Below are 16,653 nucleotides of genomic sequence, written 5' to 3'. Positions count from 1 at the left end.
ACTTACGAGAATTGATTTTCTTCCTAATCATGCCTAATTTCTCGAACGTATTCGTTAAGTGGGTGATTAGCGGCGTCATAGTTTACGATACTCCCCGCTCTTTGATTGTAATTGTAATCAAAAGTGCTAGACTCCTTCAAAAGCTCCCCCTTAGATAAATCACCTAAGACACTATTTAGGTCCCATCTATCTTTAATGATGCCACATATTTTTAAGTAGCTTGGAATGTGTGTGACGTCTCTTAAAAGAAATGTATATAGATTGGTCTTCGCTTTCTTTCCATATCCCACTTCATATGGCACCCACCAGGACTTTTTAGTTTCTTCAGAAACAATGCAAAAAATATCTGTTGATTTATTAATTCCTTTTTCTATACATGAAGTAACTTCATTATGGTTACCTGCCTCAGCAGCTGTTTGTAAATCGATATCATTTTCATCAAGATAAATATCAATTCCTGAGTTCATGATATAGTTACCTATTTCTCTTACAGCCTCTTTATCTTTAGAAGCGTGGGAAAGGAATATACACCTTTCTTCGTTACTGAACGAAGATTTTTCCAATAGTGCTCGCTGTCCCACTTCAGCTCTGTTAATACCCATTCTTACCATTTGCAAATCCCCTTTCTAAGCGTATATGTTAACATTCTATGCCTAGAAAGGGGATTCCTGTTTAAAATTGGAATTTTATTTTATGCAACCTTTTTGACTTTAAGTTATGCGCTTTAATAATCTATGCGTCCTCTTTCTCGTTTCGTCAGCCAAGCAAGATCGTGAGAGAGGGTTTCGATATCCCGATCTGTATTGTTTTCGAAATTCGCAATATGAACCTGAACTCCTGCATCATTGTAGACACTCGGTCCATTCCCTTTAGAGTCGCCAGAAGATGCTCTGCCAGCTTCTCTAGCGTATTTCATCGATACATCGTGTGGAATGACTTGCGCCCCGTTCGGAAGGTTTACGAGTTCCCCTCGACCGCCCTCGTTCATCCGAGCAAAGCCGCCCTGCCAGTCATTCGTCCCCCGGTAAAGCATCGGAATTGCGGAGATGCTAACACCTGGAATTTTGTTAATCAGGCTGACTGCAGCATTCACGCCGCCGATGACGTCGTTCACAAAGCCTTTGACCTGATTAACAAGTACCTGGACATTGCTGCTGATACCGTTGAAGATTCCATCCACAAAAGTGGTCAATCCTTTCCAGGCTCCGCGGATATTCTCGAACACACCCGTGATGAGCCTGGAAACGTTATTCATGGCGCCGCTGATAATTGTTGATTATTAAATATGTCTGATACGACGCCTGAGCACCCACTGATGATGGGACTGATACCGACGGACAATCCACCTGTCAAAACCATTACTCGCTGCCAAACTTCTGAAATGACCTGCGTCATGATATTTAATACTTCCATCACCACGTCCACAATCGGGCGAAACAGCTGGAATATCGATGTCATAATACCTGCTATGAACGTGGCGGGGTGCTGATAGCCAGATTAGAAGAGACCATCCCTGCAATAAAACTAATTGGCGGCGCAATTACTTGGATGATATTCATTACCAAGTGAATGATTGCCTGGAGAATGCTGCTGGTGATCGCAAAAGCACTGAAGATGATAGACACTAATAAACACATTACCTCTCATAGTCTTTTCCATACGAACGTCTATTTACTGCTTGAAGCAGAAATTCAACGCCGTGTGGGGCACTCAGATACTAACATGATCATGAAGGTTTATGCCCACATGACGAAAAACGTAAAAAGTAAAGCTTCCGAGCTATTCAGCAGTCACCTCTCGGAAATGACTAAAAAACTTTAATAGATATTTTTTGAAATCCATTGTTGCCCGAAACAAAAAGAAAACTCCCGAAACCCTGTAATAACAAGGTTTGGGAGTTCTTTTTACATCATGCCGCCCATGCCGCCCATATCGGGCATGCCACCGCCAGCTTGTGCTGGTTCTGGCAGGTCTGCTACGACTGCTTCAGTTGTTAGGAACATCGCTGCAACGGATGCTGCGTTTTGTAGTGCTGAACGCGTCACTTTCGTTGGGTCTACGATGCCTTGCTCAAGCATGTTGACCCATTCGCCTGTTGCCGCGTTGTAGCCGATGCCGACTTCTTCGGTTTTCAAACGGTGAACGATGATCGAGCCTTCAAGGCCAGCGTTCGTTGCGATTTGGCGAACCGGCTCTTCAAGTGCACGGAGCACGATGTTGATGCCTGTCGCGACGTCGCCTTCTTGCTCTGCCGCGATTTTCGCCACTTGGTTGTAGACATTGATAAGCGCTGTACCGCCGCCTGCTACGATGCCTTCTTCAACCGCTGCGCGTGTTGCGTTCAATGCGTCTTCGATGCGCAGTTTACGCTCTTTAAGTTCTGTTTCAGTTGCTGCGCCGACTTTGATGACTGCGACACCGCCAGCAAGTTTCGCTAGGCGCTCCTGCAGTTTTTCGCGGTCGAATTCAGAAGTTGTTTCTTCCAATTGGCTGCGGATCTGTGCCACGCGAGCGATGATTTTCTCGGAATCGCCATTGCCTTCAACGATCGTTGTGTTGTCTTTCGAAACAACGACTTTCGCTGCGCGTCCAAGTTGTGTGATGTTTGTGGATTTCAGGTCAAGACCGAGGTCTTCTGTAATCACTTCAGCGCCAGTGAGTGCTGCAATGTCTTCGAGCATCGCTTTTCTGCGGTCGCCGAATCCTGGGGCTTTAACAGCCACTGCGTTGAATGTGCCGCGCAATTTGTTCACGACAAGTGTTGCCAACGCTTCGCCTTCAACATCTTCAGAGATGATGAGTAACGGTTTGCTTTGCTGGACGACTTGCTCGAGTACTGGAAGGATTTCCTGGATGTTGCCGATCTTCTTGTCTGTGACAAGGATGAACGGGTTTTCAAGAACCGCTTCCATTTTGTCGGAATCCGTCACCATGTAAGGAGACTGATAGCCGCGGTCGAATTGCATGCCTTCTACGACATCAAGTTCCGTCGTGAAGCCGCGTGATTCTTCCAAAGTGATGACGCCGTCGTTGCCAACGCGCTCCATCGCTTCTGCGATCAATTTGCCGACTTCCTCGTCGCCAGAAGAAATCGCCGCTACTTGCGCGATCGATTCTTTGCCTTCGATTTGCTGGGAAATGGATTGCAATCCAGTAACTGCGCTTTCCACAGCCAATTCGATGCCGCGGCGGATGCCGACAGGGTTAGCGCCAGCTGTAACGTTCTTCAAGCCTTCACGGATCATCGCTTGTGCAAGAACAGTCGCAGTCGTCGTACCGTCACCTGCGATATCGTTTGTTTTGGAAGCCACTTCCGCCACAAGTTTCGCGCCCATGTTTTCAAACGCGTTTTCAAGCTCGATTTCTTTAGCGATCGTTACGCCGTCGTTTGTGATCAGCGGCGTGCCGAATTTCTTCTCAAGTACAACATTGCGCCCTTTTGGCCCAAGCGTAACTTTGACTGCGTCCGCTAATTTATCTACACCTTGCAACATCAGGCTGCGTGCATCTTCACTGAACTTAATATCTTTTGCCATGATTCGGTTCCTCCTATATAAATAGAATTTATGCTTATTTAGCCGACAATCGCAAGGATGTCGTTTTCACGTAAAATTAAGTATTCTTTGCCTTCGTATTTCAATTCTGTGCCCGCATATTTCGAAAAGACGACGCGGTCTCCTTCAGTTACGTCCAGCTCTGTACGCTGTCCATTTTCACGGATAAGTCCATTCCCTACCGCAATCACTTTGCCTTCCTGCGGTTTTTCCTGCGCAGATCCTGGCAAGACGATTCCGCTAGATGTCTTTTCTTCCTTTTCGACGAGCTCAATGATGACACGATCTCCTAATGGTCTTAACAATTGAAACACCCTCCTCAAATTAAATAGCTTCTAGTCGCTTAGCACTCTCTAGTCTTGAGTGCTAACCCATAGATAAGTTTAATAAAATCTTCAGTTAATTGCAAGCAGAAACCTTATAGCGTTTTGAATTCTTTGCGCCTTTTTCTGTTAAGCCCTACAATAAAAGAAGCACGCGAAAAGAAAGGAATTTGACTACATGACCTCAACCGATAAAACCGCCTCTTCGCAGAAAGCGAAAGGGTATAAGCGCAAAAACATGCGCACGCCGCTCCTGGTCCTGCTCGTCTTCGTAGCCGTCCAGCTCATGCCGATCCTCTTTATCGGCCCGACGCTTGGCTATTTCCGCGATCAAGGACTTGACGACGCCACCGCCCGCGCTTCGACGTCGGGCTGGCTGATCTTCCTGACGATGGGCGTTGGCTTTTTAGTTACGATGGTTCTCATCTTGCGCGACCGCAACTTCTTCAATATTTGGAAAGGCAAAAAATCGAGCCTTCCCGCTGCTATCGGCTGGGGCGTCCTCGGCTTTCTGCTATTGATCATCGGGCAATCGATCGCCGCCATGATTGAAATGGCAATCGGCATCGACCCCGGATCCGCCAATACACAGACGCTCGTCCGAATCGCTGAAGTCGTGCCTTACGCGATCATCGCGGTCGTCCTGTTCGGCCCGATACTCGAAGAACTCGTCTTCCGCCGGGTTGTCTTCGGCTCCTTGAACCAAACGATGAACTTCTGGATCGCCACAGCCATCTCGGCGCTGGTCTTCGCACTCGTCCATCTCGAGTTCACGCATCTTCTGCTCTACTTCACGACCGGACTGATCCTGGCAGCCCTCTATCAGCGGACCAAGCGCATCATCACACCGATCATCGCGCACATCCTGCTGAACGGCTACGTCATGCTCATCCAGCTCAATATGGACAAGATCGAAACTTTCATCAAACAAATGGAAAACCTGCAATAACCCAAAAACCGCCACTCCCTTGTTGGAGCGGCGGTTTTTATGCCTTCACAACAAGAAAGCAATAAAAATCAAAAATGTAATTCTGCTTTGCTTTATGATAAAGCGTAGAAGGAGGTGATGCATGGTGAATTACGAACACTTCATCCAGCAGTCCATCCAATGGATAGAGTCGCATTTGCATGAGGCCATTTCAGCTAATGAGATCGCAGCGGTTTCCGGATTTTCTCAATCTCATTTTCACCGCATATTTCAAAACACTGTCGGCATATCCGCTATTGAATACATACGAAAAAGACGTCTTGCCAATGCAGCTAGCCAGCTTTTGTATACCGATGAACGTATTATCGATATTGCTTTTTTCTATCAATTTGAATCTCAAGAAGCTTTCACACGCGCCTTCAAGAAAGTTTACCAACTTCCACCTGGCCGTTACCGAAAAATCATGAATGCCATGCACCTACACAAGGAGGAAACGAAGATGACTGAACAACTGAAAGGCTGGTTCATCAGCGGCAGCCATCCTGACCATTACGAAATTGGCACTGACCAAAAAGAAATCCATCAGGGTCGAGCATCAGGATACCTAAAATCAACCGATTCCGCAGATGATGAAGAATTCGCCACGATGATGCAGCAGTTTAAAGCCGACCGTTACCGCGGACAGCGCATTCAACTGTCCGGATTTATCCAAACGAAAGACGTCCAACATTTCGCGGGCCTATGGATGCGTGTCGACAATTCATCAGAAGACGTTTTACAATTCGACAATATGAGCAACCGCCCACTCACCGGCACCACCACGTGGAACCGCTATTCCATTGTCCTCGACGTCCCCGATCACAGTGCAGCCATTTCATTCGGCGTGTTGCTCACCGGCACAGGTGGAGTCTGGATAGACGGGCTGTCTTTCCAAACAGTGGATGCTAACACCCCAACAACCAATATGCAATTGGAAAACGAGTTAATGGAAGAACCGGTTAACTTATCTTTCGAAGACTAGTTTGTGTATAGAACCTTAATCAAATTCTCATGAATTCCCCTCCGTGTCAGCGCTAAGAGCTGACACTGAGGGGAATTTCGATTTACGTACAGTTCATTCCAAACAAAAAACCTTCCGCCATCATTTCGGCGGAAGGTCTTCTGTCTGTTCTTCAATTGCCTGCTGCTGTTCTGCCCGCAGGAACTTACGATAGCCAATGCGCGCAATGATTACACTGAATTCATAGAGTAAAATCAGAGGCAATGTCACGATCATATGGGAAATAATATCCGGCGGCGTAATGAAAGCGGCGATCGTCACCAGCGCCAAATACGCATACTTCCGGTACTTCGTCATCATCATCGGCGTCAAAATCCCGAGACGCGTCAAAAATAGCATCAACACCGGCAGCTGGAAGATAAAGCCGAACGGCAAGGTGATTTGGAACAAAAATTGGAAATACTCATTGATCCCAATCGTCTCCTGGATATCCAGATTCTCCGATATATTGAGCATGAATCCAATAACATATGGAAACAACACCAAATAGGAAAACGCAATCCCGCCGATAAACAAGGACAAGGAAAACGGAATATACCCAAGCGTCACTTTTCGCTCCCTGTCAGAGAGTCCAGGGCTGATGAATGCCCAAAATTGGTACATGATCAAAGGCGACGTGATGATCAATGCCAAAATCATCATGACCTGCATATATATCTTAATCGGATCGGTAATCTTGAACGCATTCAGCGTCAGATTCCGCGCCTCTTCGCTGAACTGCAAATAGCGGATTAAAGGCTCAGCGAGAAAGAATCCGGCAATGAGCGCGAACAGAAAGAAAACGACTATCAAGGTCAGCCGTTTTCTAAGTTCACCTATATGTTCAACTACCGTCATTTCATTTTGTTGGTTCATCGGACAAACATCCTATCGTGTTACTTGTGCTCGTCTTTCTTATCTAAATCGTTTTTCTTTGCTGTTTCGACTTTCTTGTCATCTTCATCGTCGTCGGCCAATCCTTTTGTGGCGTTTTTGAATTCGCGCAAGGAAGAACCGAATGCTTTCCCTAGTTCCGGCAATTTTTTCGGGCCGAAAATCAGCAAGGCGACAATCCCGATGATGATTAAACTTAATGGACCTGGAGCCATATCAGACACCTCCTGTAGTATGCTTCTAGTGTACATGAAACAAGGCCTTTTGGCTATTTCCAATGGCCGTTCAAATGTGAAGGTTTTATGTTAATCATGCTTGATCTGGTAGATCAAAGTTTGCAGCTCCACCGATAAATCGATCGTCTGGACGCGGATATGTTCCGGTACGGAAATGCGCACCGGCGTGAAATTGAGGATGCCTTTAATGTCTGTCTGGGCGAGCCGGTCGGTGACATCTTGAGCCGACCGCGACGGCACCGTCAAAATGACCACTTCCACACCGTACTGCTTAATCTTCTCTTCAATCAAATCGGGGTGGTAGGTATCGATGCCGCTGATTTTCTTGCCTTCATGGGGGCTGTTCGTATCAAAGGCCAGGATGATTTTCGTGTTGTGATTGCGGTGGAAATTGTATTTTAAAAACGCGCTGCCGAGGCTTCCGACACCGATCAACGCAACATTCGTCGCTTCGTCCTGGTCAAGCGTCTTACGGAAAAACGCCAAGAGCTCCTGCACATCATAGCCGTAGCCTTTTTTGCCAAGTGCGCCAAGATGGGAGAAATCGCGGCGGATGGTCGCCGAATCGATTTTCATCGCTTCGCTCAACTCCTGTGAGGAGATGCGTTTCTGTCCAGCATTGGCAAAATTCTGGAGAAACCGGTAATACAAGGGCAGCCGCTTCGTTGTCGCTTGCGGGATTTTATGGGATTCGTCAAGCATGGGATCGCTTCCTTCTGAACTGTTGTCAAATCGTATCAATCTTACATGACAGGCCTTGATATGTAAAGGCTTGCGTAATTGCGAAGCGCACGCCCATCAGCTACACTTAAGAAGAATAGAGGTGACCCTAAATGATCGTATTGCAAGTCAATCAAATCCATAAATCATTCGGTGCCGAGGAAATCATCTCAGGCGCCAAACTCGAAGTCCAGCACCGTGACCGGGTCGCACTTGTCGGCCGCAATGGTGCCGGAAAATCCACATTATTGAAAATCATCGCCGGTGAAATGTCTTACGACAGCGGCGATTTGATCATGCCGAAAGATTTAACGATCGGCTATTTGGAACAACAAACCGACTTGAATTCAGACGCCACCGTATGGCAGGAAATGATGAAAATCTTCGCCCATTTCCGGGATCAGGAAGCAAAGCTGCGCCAGCTCGAAGCTGCCATGGCTGATCCGGATGTGTACAATGATGCCGAACGCAATGCCAAGGTCATGCAAGAATATGACCTCCTCCAGACTCATTTTAAAGATGCCGGCGGTTATCAGTTCGAGGCCGATACGCGCGCGGTCCTGCACGGCATGAAGTTCTATCCGGAAGACTACGAAAAGAAAATCACTTCCCTGTCAGGCGGCCAGAAAACCCGCCTCATGCTGGCGAAGCTCCTGCTCGCAAAGCCGCAGCTCTTGATTCTCGATGAGCCGACCAACCATTTGGACATCGAAACGCTGAGCTGGCTCGAAAACTATTTGAAGAATTATCCGGGCGCATTGCTCATCGTGTCGCATGACCGCTATTTCCTCGACCAAGTCGTCACGCTGGTTTACGAAGTGTCACGCAAGAAGGTCCGTAAATACACCGGCAACTACAGCCGTTATTTAAGCGAAAAAGCGAAACAATACGAACTCGACCGCAAACATTACGAGAAAGAGCAAAGCGAGAAAGCCAAACTTGAAGATTACGTCGCCCGTAACCTGGTTCGGGCTTCTACAACAAAAATGGCGCAAAGCAGGCGCCGTGTGCTCGAGAAAACCGACTGGATGGAAGCTCCGGAAGGCGACGAAAAATCAGCGCGCTTCGGCTTCGACATCCAAAAGCAAAGCGGCAATGACGTCTTGAACGTCCAGTCGCTGTCCGTCGGCTATGGCGCCCAGCCGGTCTCGAACAACATCTTGCTAAAACTTTACCGCACCGACAGCCTCGCGCTTGTCGGGCCGAACGGTGTCGGCAAATCGACGCTGCTCAAGACCATCATGAAAGAATTGCCGGCACTCGCAGGTGACATCCATTACGGCACTGGCATCCAGTTCGGCTATTACGATCAGGAACAAGCGAACTTAAAAGGCAATAAGCTCGTGCTCAACGAATTATGGGACGACTACCCGCATGTAAATGAAAAAGACATCCGGGGCATCCTCGGACGCTTCTTATTCACTGGAGACGATGTCTTGAAGCCGGTCTCGACTTTATCGGGCGGCGAAAAAGCGCGTGTGGCACTTGCTAAGCTCATGATGCAAAAAGCCAATGTCTTGCTGCTTGATGAGCCGACCAACCATTTGGACCTCGATAGCAAAGAAGTACTCGAGAATGCCTTGATCGACTATCCAGGCACATTACTATTCGTTTCCCACGACCGCTATTTCATGAACCGGATCGCTACAAAAGTGGTAGAACTGTCCCGCGACGGCACAACCGAGTATTTGGGCGATTACGATTATTATGTCGAGAAGAAACTCGAAACTGAAGAACTCGCGGCACTCGATGCCCTTGAAGCAAAAGCGAAACAGCCAGAAACGCAAACATCCACCTCTACTTCGCAAATCGATAAGGAAGCCAAAAAACTCGAACGCCAATTAGTAAGAAAAAACACTGAAATCGAGCAGGCGATGGAAGCACTTGATGAAGAAATCGCCGCGATTGAAGAACAACTATGCGAGCCGGATATTTTCCAGGACCATGAACGCGTTATGCCTTTGCAATCACGCCTGGAAGAACTCAAGCAATCACATGAAGCAACCATGGCAGAATGGCTCGAATTACAAGAACAACTTGAAGAAATGAATTCCTGACCGCATACTGGGTATGCGGTTTTTCATTTCCTACATATAGGTCAATACCATTTCAGAAAATAAATATTTCCACAGATTTGTACACATTAAAAGAGTTGCAAAATCAACTATCAACAGAGTTACGAACATTATCCACAGGACTATTTTCTTTTATCCACATAGTTTTCCACCTTAATCTCCACAATATGTAGGTAATCCACTATTTATCGATCGGTTGTTAACAGCTTATTCACAAATTGTGCATAAGTACAAATGTTCTCTATTGACAGAAAACACGTTTCTATGTCCTTATAATATTTGGATATTATTCATAAAAAAAGAAGCATTACCGCAATTCTCAATAAATTGCGGCAATGCTTTCAGTTAAATCCATGAACTTAAAGGCATGCCCGGGCGCCCATTCATGGCCATATCTCCTGTTAATCCTTTTTCGTACATAACTGTTCCAGCTGCGGCGATCATCGCTGCATTATCTGTACAAAGCGGCAGCGGTGGAATAAAGAAGGGAATGCCCTCTTTTTCAAAAGTCTCAGTCAACGATTGGCGTAAGCCTTTATTGGCTGCTACACCGCCCGCTGCAATTACTTGTCGTACACCGAATTCCCTGGCTGCGCGCAAAGTCTTTGCCGTTACGACTTCCACGACGCTGTTTTGGAATCCTGCGGCAACAGCTTCCGGCACGGGCGTTTCCCCGCGTTGTTTCATATTATGCATATAATTCAGCACAGACGATTTCAATCCGCTGAAGCTGAAATCATAAGATCCTTCTTCCAGCCAAACCCGCGGAAAATCGACCGCTTCCACACTTTGATGCGCCAATCGGTCAATATGCGGCCCGCCAGGATATGGCAAGTTCAATGTCCGCGCCACTTTGTCGTAGGCTTCCCCTGCAGCATCATCCCTAGTTTCGCCGATGACTGTAAAATCACCGTGCTCTTTCATGAGGATCAACTCAGTATGCCCTCCGGAAATGACCAACGACAAAAGCGGGAACTCCATTTCCTGCTCTAATCGGTTCGCATATATATGGCCTGCGATATGATGAACACCCACTAGCGGCAAGCTATGCGCAAAGGCAAACGCTTTTGCTGCATTGACACCAACCAGCAATGCCCCTACTAGACCAGGCCCTTCTGTTACAGCTACCGCGGATAATTCAATTGGCATCAAATTCGCCTGCTGCAGAGCTTCTTCAATTACAATCGTGATTTGCTCGACATGATGCCTCGAGGCAATTTCCGGTACCACACCCCCGAAGCGCTTATGGCTCTCAATTTGCGATGCCACCACATTGGAGATAATTTCTGTCCCGTTTTTCACAACTGAAGCCGCTGTTTCGTCGCAACTCGTTTCTATTCCCAATACAAAAATATCTTTATTCATCGAAATTCACCCACATAACTATGGCATCTTCCTGATTATCCGTATAGTAACCTTTTCGGATGCCACCATTTTTGAATCCTAGTTTCTTATATAAATTAAGCGCAGCTATATTGCTAACACGTGCTTCCAATGTCATCAATTTCGCACCTTGCGCTTTAGCAGTTTCTATTGCCTCTTTCATTAATGCTTCCCCAAACTTCTTGCCCCGTTCTTTGGGTGAGATGGCAATATTCGTAATATGTGCTTCGTCCATGACAAGCCACATGCCACAGTAACCGACGACTCCTTCTTGCGTTTCAGCCAACACATAATAAGCAAATTCGTTTTTCAGCATCTCTTGCTCAAACGCCTCTTTAGTCCAGGCTAGCGTAAACGATTGCTTTTCAATTTCGTACACTTCATTTACATCATGAATAGTCATCTTCCGAAATTTCACTGATTCGCTCATTGGCCTTTTCCTTCTTCAAGTTTTGCCAGATTCGCTTCCGCTTCTGTAATCCGGCGATATTCAGGTACCGTATGATGCACTTCTTTCATTTCTTCATCCGCTGCCAAGGCAATTAAATTCGACGCTCTTGGCAGCCTATTTTGGAACGGAGCAAAATAGGCTAAGTCCCCCAGCATTTCCTCAATCACTGCCCGGTGAATCTCAAGGTCAACTCCCGTAAACAAAACCGGACGTCCCTGTATATGCACTTGTTCAAGGAACTCCCTAAAGTCGCTATGCCGATCTGAAAGGACTGTTGCCAGATCAAGCCCATCATAAAGTGCAGTAAAAGCGGTACCACGCCTTGCATCCATGACAGGGCAAACTAGACCGTTAAATCCCTGTCCGTTCGCTGCAAGAACCTTTAAACTCGATACCGTGGTCAACGGAATTTTCAACGACCATGCGAGAGTTTTCGCGATTGTCAGGCCAATTCGAACTCCTGTATAAGATCCAGGCCCTTCCGCAACAACAATTTGCGTTAAATCACCCGGAGCAATTTTTGCTTTTTTCATCAATTCCTCTACGGCAGGCATAGCAGTTAAGGAATGATTGATCTTTAAATTTTGAGTTTCTTCTATTAATACTGTGTCATCTTTCACCAAAGCGATAGCTAGCGGTGAATTCGAGGTATCGATTCCTAAGATCATTGTGTTAGCTCCCTGCATAAGTTTTCATAACGGACACCGTGCGGGTGAAACTCCACTTCACGTCCCTCTTCAGATAAGCGGCGAATCACAATATCCAGGCGTTCCTCCGGCAAATAATCCTTGATGAACTGAGCCCATTCGATCACCGACACAGCTTCTTCTGCAAATAATTCATCAAAACCGATATCTTCATCACTATTTTCCAAGCGATATACATCGAAATGGTTCAGATTTACTCGTCCTTCATATTGTTTGAGGATAGTGAAAGTCGGGCTATTAACTGTTCGTTCGATGCCGAGCCCCTTTGCCAATCCTTTAGTAAAAGTCGTCTTTCCTGCCCCTAAGTCACCTTCGAGTGTTAGAAGATCTTGAGGTTGTAAAAACGAAGCCAATCGAATGGCAAGTTTCTCTGTCTGTTCCGGCGATTGCACTGTAATCGTAAAGCTCATGTCTCTTCACCTCGTTTGAGTCTTTTCATAGTTTAGCGGAGATAGCCGTGCAAATCAAAATATATTGTTTCCATAGAAAAAGAGCACAGCGGGTTCGCTGTGCTCACTTTTTGGAATGACGGTCCCGACCGGGATCGAACCGGCGATCTCCTGCGTGACAGGCAGGCATGTTAACCGCTACACCACGGGACCAAAATTATAGACCAGCGACGTCCTACTCTCACAGGGGGAAACCCCCAACTACCATCGGCGCAAAAGAGCTTAACTTCCGTGTTCGGGATGGGAACGGGTGTGGCCTCTTTGCCATCATCACTGGACTCTGTTGAGCTTGTTCGCTCAAAACTGGATAAATCGACATTGGGGGAAACTCACGTTTCAGTTTGTTGGTTAAGTCCTCGATCGATTAGTATTCGTCAGCTGCACGTGTCGCCACGCTTCCACCCCGAACCTATCTACCTCATCGTCTTTGAGGGATCTTACTTGCTTGCGCAATGGGAAATCTCATCTTGAGGGGGGCTTCGTGCTTAGATGCTTTCAGCACTTATCCCGGCCACACATAGCTACCCAGCGATGCTCTTGGCAGAACAACTGGTACACCAGCGGTGTGTCCATCCCGGTCCTCTCGTACTAAGGACAGCTCCTCTCAAATTTCCTGCGCCCGCGACGGATAGGGACCGAACTGTCTCACGACGTTCTGAACCCAGCTCGCGTACCGCTTTAATGGGCGAACAGCCCAACCCTTGGGACCGACTACAGCCCCAGGATGCGATGAGCCGACATCGAGGTGCCAAACCTCCCCGTCGATGTGGACTCTTGGGGGAGATAAGCCTGTTATCCCCGGGGTAGCTTTTATCCGTTGAGCGATGGCCCTTCCATGCGGAACCACCGGATCACTAAGTCCGTCTTTCGACCCTGCTCGACCTGTCCGTCTCGCAGTCAAGCTCCCTTGTGCCTTTACACTCTGCGAATGATTTCCAACCATTCTGAGGGAACCTTTGAGCGCCTCCGTTACTCTTTAGGAGGCGACCGCCCCAGTCAAACTGCCCGCCTGACACTGTCTCCCAAGCCGCTAAGGCTTGTGGGTTAGAAGTTCAATACAACCAGGGTAGTATCCCACCGACGCCTCCCCCGAAGCTGGCGCTCCGGGTTCTCTGGCTCCTACCTATCCTGTACAAGTTGCACCAAAATTCAATATCAGGCTACAGTAAAGCTCCACGGGGTCTTTCCGTCCTGTCGCGGGTAACCTGCATCTTCACAGGTACTATAATTTCACCGAGTCTCTCGTTGAGACAGTGCCCAGATCGTTACGCCTTTCGTGCGGGTCGGAACTTACCCGACAAGGAATTTCGCTACCTTAGGACCGTTATAGTTACGGCCGCCGTTTACTGGGGCTTCGGTTCGCACCTTCGCTTGCGCTAAGCACTCCCCTTAACCTTCCAGCACCGGGCAGGCGTCAGCCCCTATACGTCACCTTACGGTTTTGCAGAGACCTGTGTTTTTGCTAAACAGTCGCCTGGGCCTATTCACTGCGGCTCTCTCGGGCTGTAACACCCTACCAGAGCACCCCTTCTCCCGAAGTTACGGGGTCATTTTGCCGAGTTCCTTAACGAGAGTTCACTCGCTCACCTTAGAATTCTCTTCTCGCCTACCTGTGTCGGTTTGCGGTACGGGCACCTCCCGCCTCGCTAGAGGCTTTTCTTGGCAGTGTGAAATCAGGGACTCTGAGGTAAACCTCTTGCCATCACTGCTTGATGTACATAGAAACGGGATTTGCCTCGTTTCTCGTCTCACAACTTGGACGTGCACAACCAACGGCACGCTCACCCTATCCTTCTGCGTCCCCCCATTACTCAAACGGCGGGGAGGTGGTACAGGAATATCAACCTGTTGTCCATCGTCTACGCCTATCGGCCTCGACTTAGGTCCCGACTAACCCTGAGCGGACGAGCCTTCCTCAGGAAACCTTAGGCATTCGGTGGACGGGATTCTCACCCGTCTTTCGTTACTCATACCGGCATTCTCACTTCTAAGCGCTCCACCAGTCCTTCCGGTCTGACTTCAACGCCCTTAGAACGCTCTCCTACCACGGACATCTACGATGTCCATCCACAGCTTCGGTAATCCGTTTAGCCCCGGTACATTTTCGGCGCAGTGTCACTCGACCAGTGAGCTATTACGCACTCTTTAAATGATGGCTGCTTCTAAGCCAACATCCTGGTTGTCTAAGCAACGCCACATCCTTTTCCACTTAACGGATATTTGGGGACCTTAGCTGGTGGTCTGGGCTGTTTCCCTCTTGACTACGGATCTTATCACTCGCAGTCTGACTCCCAAGCATAAATCACTGGCATTCGGAGTTTGTCTGAATTCGGTAACCCGGGATGGGCCCCTAGTCCAAACAGTGCTCTACCTCCAGGATTCTCTTCTTGAGGCTAGCCCTAAAGCTATTTCGGAGAGAACCAGCTATCTCCAGGTTCGATTGGAATTTCTCCGCTACCCACACCTCATCCCCGCACTTTTCAACGTGCGTGGGTTCGGGCCTCCAGTAAGTGTTACCTTACCTTCACCCTGGACATGGGTAGATCACCTGGTTTCGGGTCTACAACTGCATACTCATTCGCCCTATTCAGACTCGCTTTCGCTGCGGCTCCGGCTTCTCACCTTAACCTTGCATGCAATCGTAACTCGCCGGTTCATTCTACAAAAGGCACGCTATCACCCATTAACGGGCTCTAACTACTTGTAGGCACACGGTTTCAGGATCTATTTCACTCCCCTTCCGGGGTGCTTTTCACCTTTCCCTCACGGTACTGGTTCACTATCGGTCACTAGGGAGTATTTAGCCTTGGGAGATGGTCCTCCCGGATTCCGACGGAATTTCTCGTGTTCCGCCGTACTCAGGATCCACTCTGGAGGGAATGAACTTTCAGCTACGGGGCTATTACCCTGTCTTGCGGACCGTTCCAGGTCGCTTCGCTTAATCCATTCCTTTGTAACTCCGTATAGAGTGTCCTACAACCCCAGAAGGCAAGCCTTCTGGTTTGGGCTGATCCCGTTTCGCTCGCCGCTACTTGGGGAATCGCATTTGCTTTCTCTTCCTTCAGGTACTTAGATGTTTCAGTTCCCTGAGTCTGCCTTCTCATGTGCTATGTATTCACACATGGATACTGCTCCATTACGAACAGTGGGTTTCCCCATTCGGAAATCCCCGGATCACAGCTCACTTACAGCTCCCCGAGGCATATCGGTGTTAGTGCCGTCCTTCTTCGGCTCCTAGTGCCAAGGCATCCACCGTGCGCCCTTATTAACTTAACCACTGAATGGTCAAAAAAAATAAGTTGATCGCAAAGCGATCACGCTACTTGATGCTTGTTTCTTAATCAATGTCGATCTATCCAGTTTTCAAAGAACAAGTTTGAAAGTGCTCCGCAAGGAGTGAACCTTCAAAACTGAACGCAAAACGTCAACCCGATCCGTTAAGAATCGGTTCCGATATAATCCTTAGAAAGGAGGTGATCCAGCCGCACCTTCCGATACGGCTACCTTGTTACGACTTCACCCCAATCATCTGTCCCACCTTCGGCGGCTGGCTCCCGTAAGGGTTACCCCACCGACTTCGGGTGTTACAAACTCTCGTGGTGTGACGGGCGGTGTGTACAAGGCCCGGGAACGTATTCACCGCGGCATGCTGATCCGCGATTACTAGCGATTCCGGCTTCATGCAGGCGAGTTGCAGCCTGCAATCCGAACTGAGAACGGTTTTCTGGGATTGGCTCCCCCTCGCGGGTTTGCAGCCCTTTGTACCGTCCATTGTAGCACGTGTGTAGCCCAGGTCATAAGGGGCATGATGATTTGACGTCATCCCCACCTTCCTCCGGTTTGTCACCGGCAGTCACCTTAGAGTGCCCAACTGAATGCTGGCAACTAAGATCA

Annotated in this window: 14 protein-coding genes, 1 tRNA gene and 3 rRNA genes (1 of these 18 running past the window's edge); 3 read left to right on the top strand and 15 right to left on the bottom strand. The window is 48.1% G+C overall.

Translation table 11 applies throughout. The features are described 5' to 3' along the window. Positions 1 to 23: 23 nt before the first annotated feature. The 4 genes from G3255_RS03060 to groES form a co-directional block, all read right to left on the bottom strand. Positions 24 to 611 carry a toll/interleukin-1 receptor domain-containing protein gene (locus G3255_RS03060; RefSeq protein ID WP_211653230.1) on the bottom strand — a complete coding sequence of 196 codons (588 nt, stop codon included), beginning with the start codon at positions 609 to 611 and terminating at the stop codon, positions 24 to 26. A 113-nt stretch (positions 612 to 724) separates the two neighbouring features. After that, complete coding sequence (locus tag G3255_RS03055) at positions 725 to 1,192, bottom strand: hypothetical protein (protein ID WP_211653229.1); 468 nt, start codon at positions 1,190 to 1,192, stop codon at positions 725 to 727. Between the two features lie 712 nt (positions 1,193 to 1,904). Beyond that, positions 1,905 to 3,536 (bottom strand): chaperonin GroEL, encoded by a 1,632-nt coding sequence (gene groL / locus G3255_RS03050; protein ID WP_211653228.1) that lies wholly within the window; start codon positions 3,534 to 3,536, stop codon positions 1,905 to 1,907. 38 nt (positions 3,537 to 3,574) lie between these two features. Next, on the bottom strand, positions 3,575 to 3,859 hold the full coding sequence (gene groES, locus G3255_RS03045; RefSeq protein ID WP_101189528.1) for a co-chaperone GroES: 285 nt from the start codon (positions 3,857 to 3,859) through the stop codon (positions 3,575 to 3,577). Positions 3,860 to 4,055: 196 nt separating this feature from the next. On the opposite strand from groES, the gene G3255_RS03040 reads away from it, so the two are divergent. After that, positions 4,056 to 4,826: a CPBP family intramembrane glutamic endopeptidase gene (locus G3255_RS03040; RefSeq protein WP_211653227.1), complete on the top strand. Its 771-nt coding sequence runs from the start codon at positions 4,056 to 4,058 to the stop codon at positions 4,824 to 4,826. 124 nt (positions 4,827 to 4,950) lie between these two features. Next, positions 4,951 to 5,826, top strand: coding sequence for a helix-turn-helix transcriptional regulator (locus G3255_RS03035; protein WP_211655736.1), 876 nt, complete (start codon positions 4,951 to 4,953; stop codon positions 5,824 to 5,826). 120 nt (positions 5,827 to 5,946) lie between these two features. On the opposite strand, the gene tatC is transcribed toward G3255_RS03035, so the two are convergent. The 3 genes from tatC to G3255_RS03020 form a co-directional block, all read right to left on the bottom strand. After that, positions 5,947 to 6,720: a twin-arginine translocase subunit TatC gene (tatC, locus tag G3255_RS03030; protein ID WP_211653226.1), complete on the bottom strand. Its 774-nt coding sequence runs from the start codon at positions 6,718 to 6,720 to the stop codon at positions 5,947 to 5,949. Between the two features lie 20 nt (positions 6,721 to 6,740). Beyond that, positions 6,741 to 6,953, bottom strand: coding sequence for a twin-arginine translocase TatA/TatE family subunit (locus tag G3255_RS03025; protein ID WP_121300304.1), 213 nt, complete (start codon positions 6,951 to 6,953; stop codon positions 6,741 to 6,743). A 90-nt stretch (positions 6,954 to 7,043) separates the two neighbouring features. After that, positions 7,044 to 7,676, bottom strand: a complete 633-nt coding sequence (locus tag G3255_RS03020) for a redox-sensing transcriptional repressor Rex (RefSeq protein ID WP_211653225.1) — start codon at positions 7,674 to 7,676, stop codon at positions 7,044 to 7,046. A 131-nt stretch (positions 7,677 to 7,807) separates the two neighbouring features. On the opposite strand from G3255_RS03020, the gene G3255_RS03015 reads away from it, so the two are divergent. Continuing rightward, the gene (locus tag G3255_RS03015) at positions 7,808 to 9,751 is read left to right on the top strand and encodes an ABC-F family ATP-binding cassette domain-containing protein (protein WP_211653224.1); all 1,944 of its coding nucleotides are present in this window, start codon (positions 7,808 to 7,810) and stop codon (positions 9,749 to 9,751) included. 363 nt (positions 9,752 to 10,114) lie between these two features. Here the strand turns inward: G3255_RS03015 and tsaD are convergent, their stop codons facing one another. The 8 genes from tsaD to G3255_RS02975 form a co-directional block, all read right to left on the bottom strand. Continuing rightward, positions 10,115 to 11,134 (bottom strand): tRNA (adenosine(37)-N6)-threonylcarbamoyltransferase complex transferase subunit TsaD, encoded by a 1,020-nt coding sequence (gene tsaD / locus G3255_RS03010; protein ID WP_211653223.1) that lies wholly within the window; start codon positions 11,132 to 11,134, stop codon positions 10,115 to 10,117. After that, complete coding sequence (gene rimI / locus G3255_RS03005; RefSeq protein WP_121300300.1) at positions 11,127 to 11,582, bottom strand: ribosomal protein S18-alanine N-acetyltransferase; 456 nt, start codon at positions 11,580 to 11,582, stop codon at positions 11,127 to 11,129. Before rimI ends, tsaD begins: the two co-directional genes overlap by 8 nt. Further along, positions 11,579 to 12,271: a tRNA (adenosine(37)-N6)-threonylcarbamoyltransferase complex dimerization subunit type 1 TsaB gene (gene tsaB / locus G3255_RS03000; protein WP_211653222.1), complete on the bottom strand. Its 693-nt coding sequence runs from the start codon at positions 12,269 to 12,271 to the stop codon at positions 11,579 to 11,581. The genes rimI and tsaB overlap by 4 nt, the downstream gene beginning before the upstream one ends. Continuing rightward, positions 12,268 to 12,720 (bottom strand): tRNA (adenosine(37)-N6)-threonylcarbamoyltransferase complex ATPase subunit type 1 TsaE, encoded by a 453-nt coding sequence (tsaE, locus tag G3255_RS02995; RefSeq protein ID WP_211653221.1) that lies wholly within the window; start codon positions 12,718 to 12,720, stop codon positions 12,268 to 12,270. The genes tsaB and tsaE overlap by 4 nt, the downstream gene beginning before the upstream one ends. Before the next feature lie 119 nt (positions 12,721 to 12,839). Further along, positions 12,840 to 12,912 (bottom strand) — tRNA-Asp (locus G3255_RS02990). A gap of 9 nt (positions 12,913 to 12,921) precedes the next feature. Further along, positions 12,922 to 13,037: ribosomal RNA gene (gene rrf, locus G3255_RS02985) — 5S ribosomal RNA — on the bottom strand. A 66-nt stretch (positions 13,038 to 13,103) separates the two neighbouring features. Continuing rightward, a 23S ribosomal RNA gene (locus G3255_RS02980) occupies positions 13,104 to 16,035 on the bottom strand. A gap of 190 nt (positions 16,036 to 16,225) precedes the next feature. Continuing rightward, positions 16,226 to 16,653 (bottom strand): 16S ribosomal RNA (locus G3255_RS02975); it runs 1,123 nt beyond the window's last position. Together the 16S, 23S and 5S rRNA genes with 1 tRNA gene alongside form the textbook arrangement of a ribosomal RNA operon.

Source organism: Planococcus sp. MSAK28401 (genome assembly GCF_018283455.1).
GTDB classification, from domain to species: Bacteria; Bacillota; Bacilli; order Bacillales_A; family Planococcaceae; genus Planococcus; species Planococcus alpniumensis.
The sequence above is the reverse complement of the archived record's forward strand: the minus strand, read 5'-3'. Positions and strand labels throughout refer to the sequence as shown.

What these genes read in the sequence shown, in the direction of transcription:
- G3255_RS03020 (WP_211653225.1), bottom strand. Translation starts at nt 7,676, where the DNA reads ATGCTTGACGAATCCCATAAAATCCCGCAAGCGACAACGAAGCGGCTG.
- G3255_RS03040 (WP_211653227.1), top strand. Translation starts at nt 4,056, where the DNA reads ATGACCTCAACCGATAAAACCGCCTCTTCGCAGAAAGCGAAAGGGTAT.
- rimI (WP_121300300.1), bottom strand. Translation starts at nt 11,582, where the DNA reads ATGAGCGAATCAGTGAAATTTCGGAAGATGACTATTCATGATGTAAAT.
- G3255_RS03025 (WP_121300304.1), bottom strand. Translation starts at nt 6,953, where the DNA reads ATGGCTCCAGGTCCATTAAGTTTAATCATCATCGGGATTGTCGCCTTG.
- groL (WP_211653228.1), bottom strand. Translation starts at nt 3,536, where the DNA reads ATGGCAAAAGATATTAAGTTCAGTGAAGATGCACGCAGCCTGATGTTG.
- tatC (WP_211653226.1), bottom strand. Translation starts at nt 6,720, where the DNA reads ATGAACCAACAAAATGAAATGACGGTAGTTGAACATATAGGTGAACTT.
- tsaD (WP_211653223.1), bottom strand. Translation starts at nt 11,134, where the DNA reads ATGAATAAAGATATTTTTGTATTGGGAATAGAAACGAGTTGCGACGAA.
- tsaB (WP_211653222.1), bottom strand. Translation starts at nt 12,271, where the DNA reads ATGATCTTAGGAATCGATACCTCGAATTCACCGCTAGCTATCGCTTTG.
- tsaE (WP_211653221.1), bottom strand. Translation starts at nt 12,720, where the DNA reads ATGAGCTTTACGATTACAGTGCAATCGCCGGAACAGACAGAGAAACTT.
- G3255_RS03060 (WP_211653230.1), bottom strand. Translation starts at nt 611, where the DNA reads ATGGTAAGAATGGGTATTAACAGAGCTGAAGTGGGACAGCGAGCACTA.
- G3255_RS03015 (WP_211653224.1), top strand. Translation starts at nt 7,808, where the DNA reads ATGATCGTATTGCAAGTCAATCAAATCCATAAATCATTCGGTGCCGAG.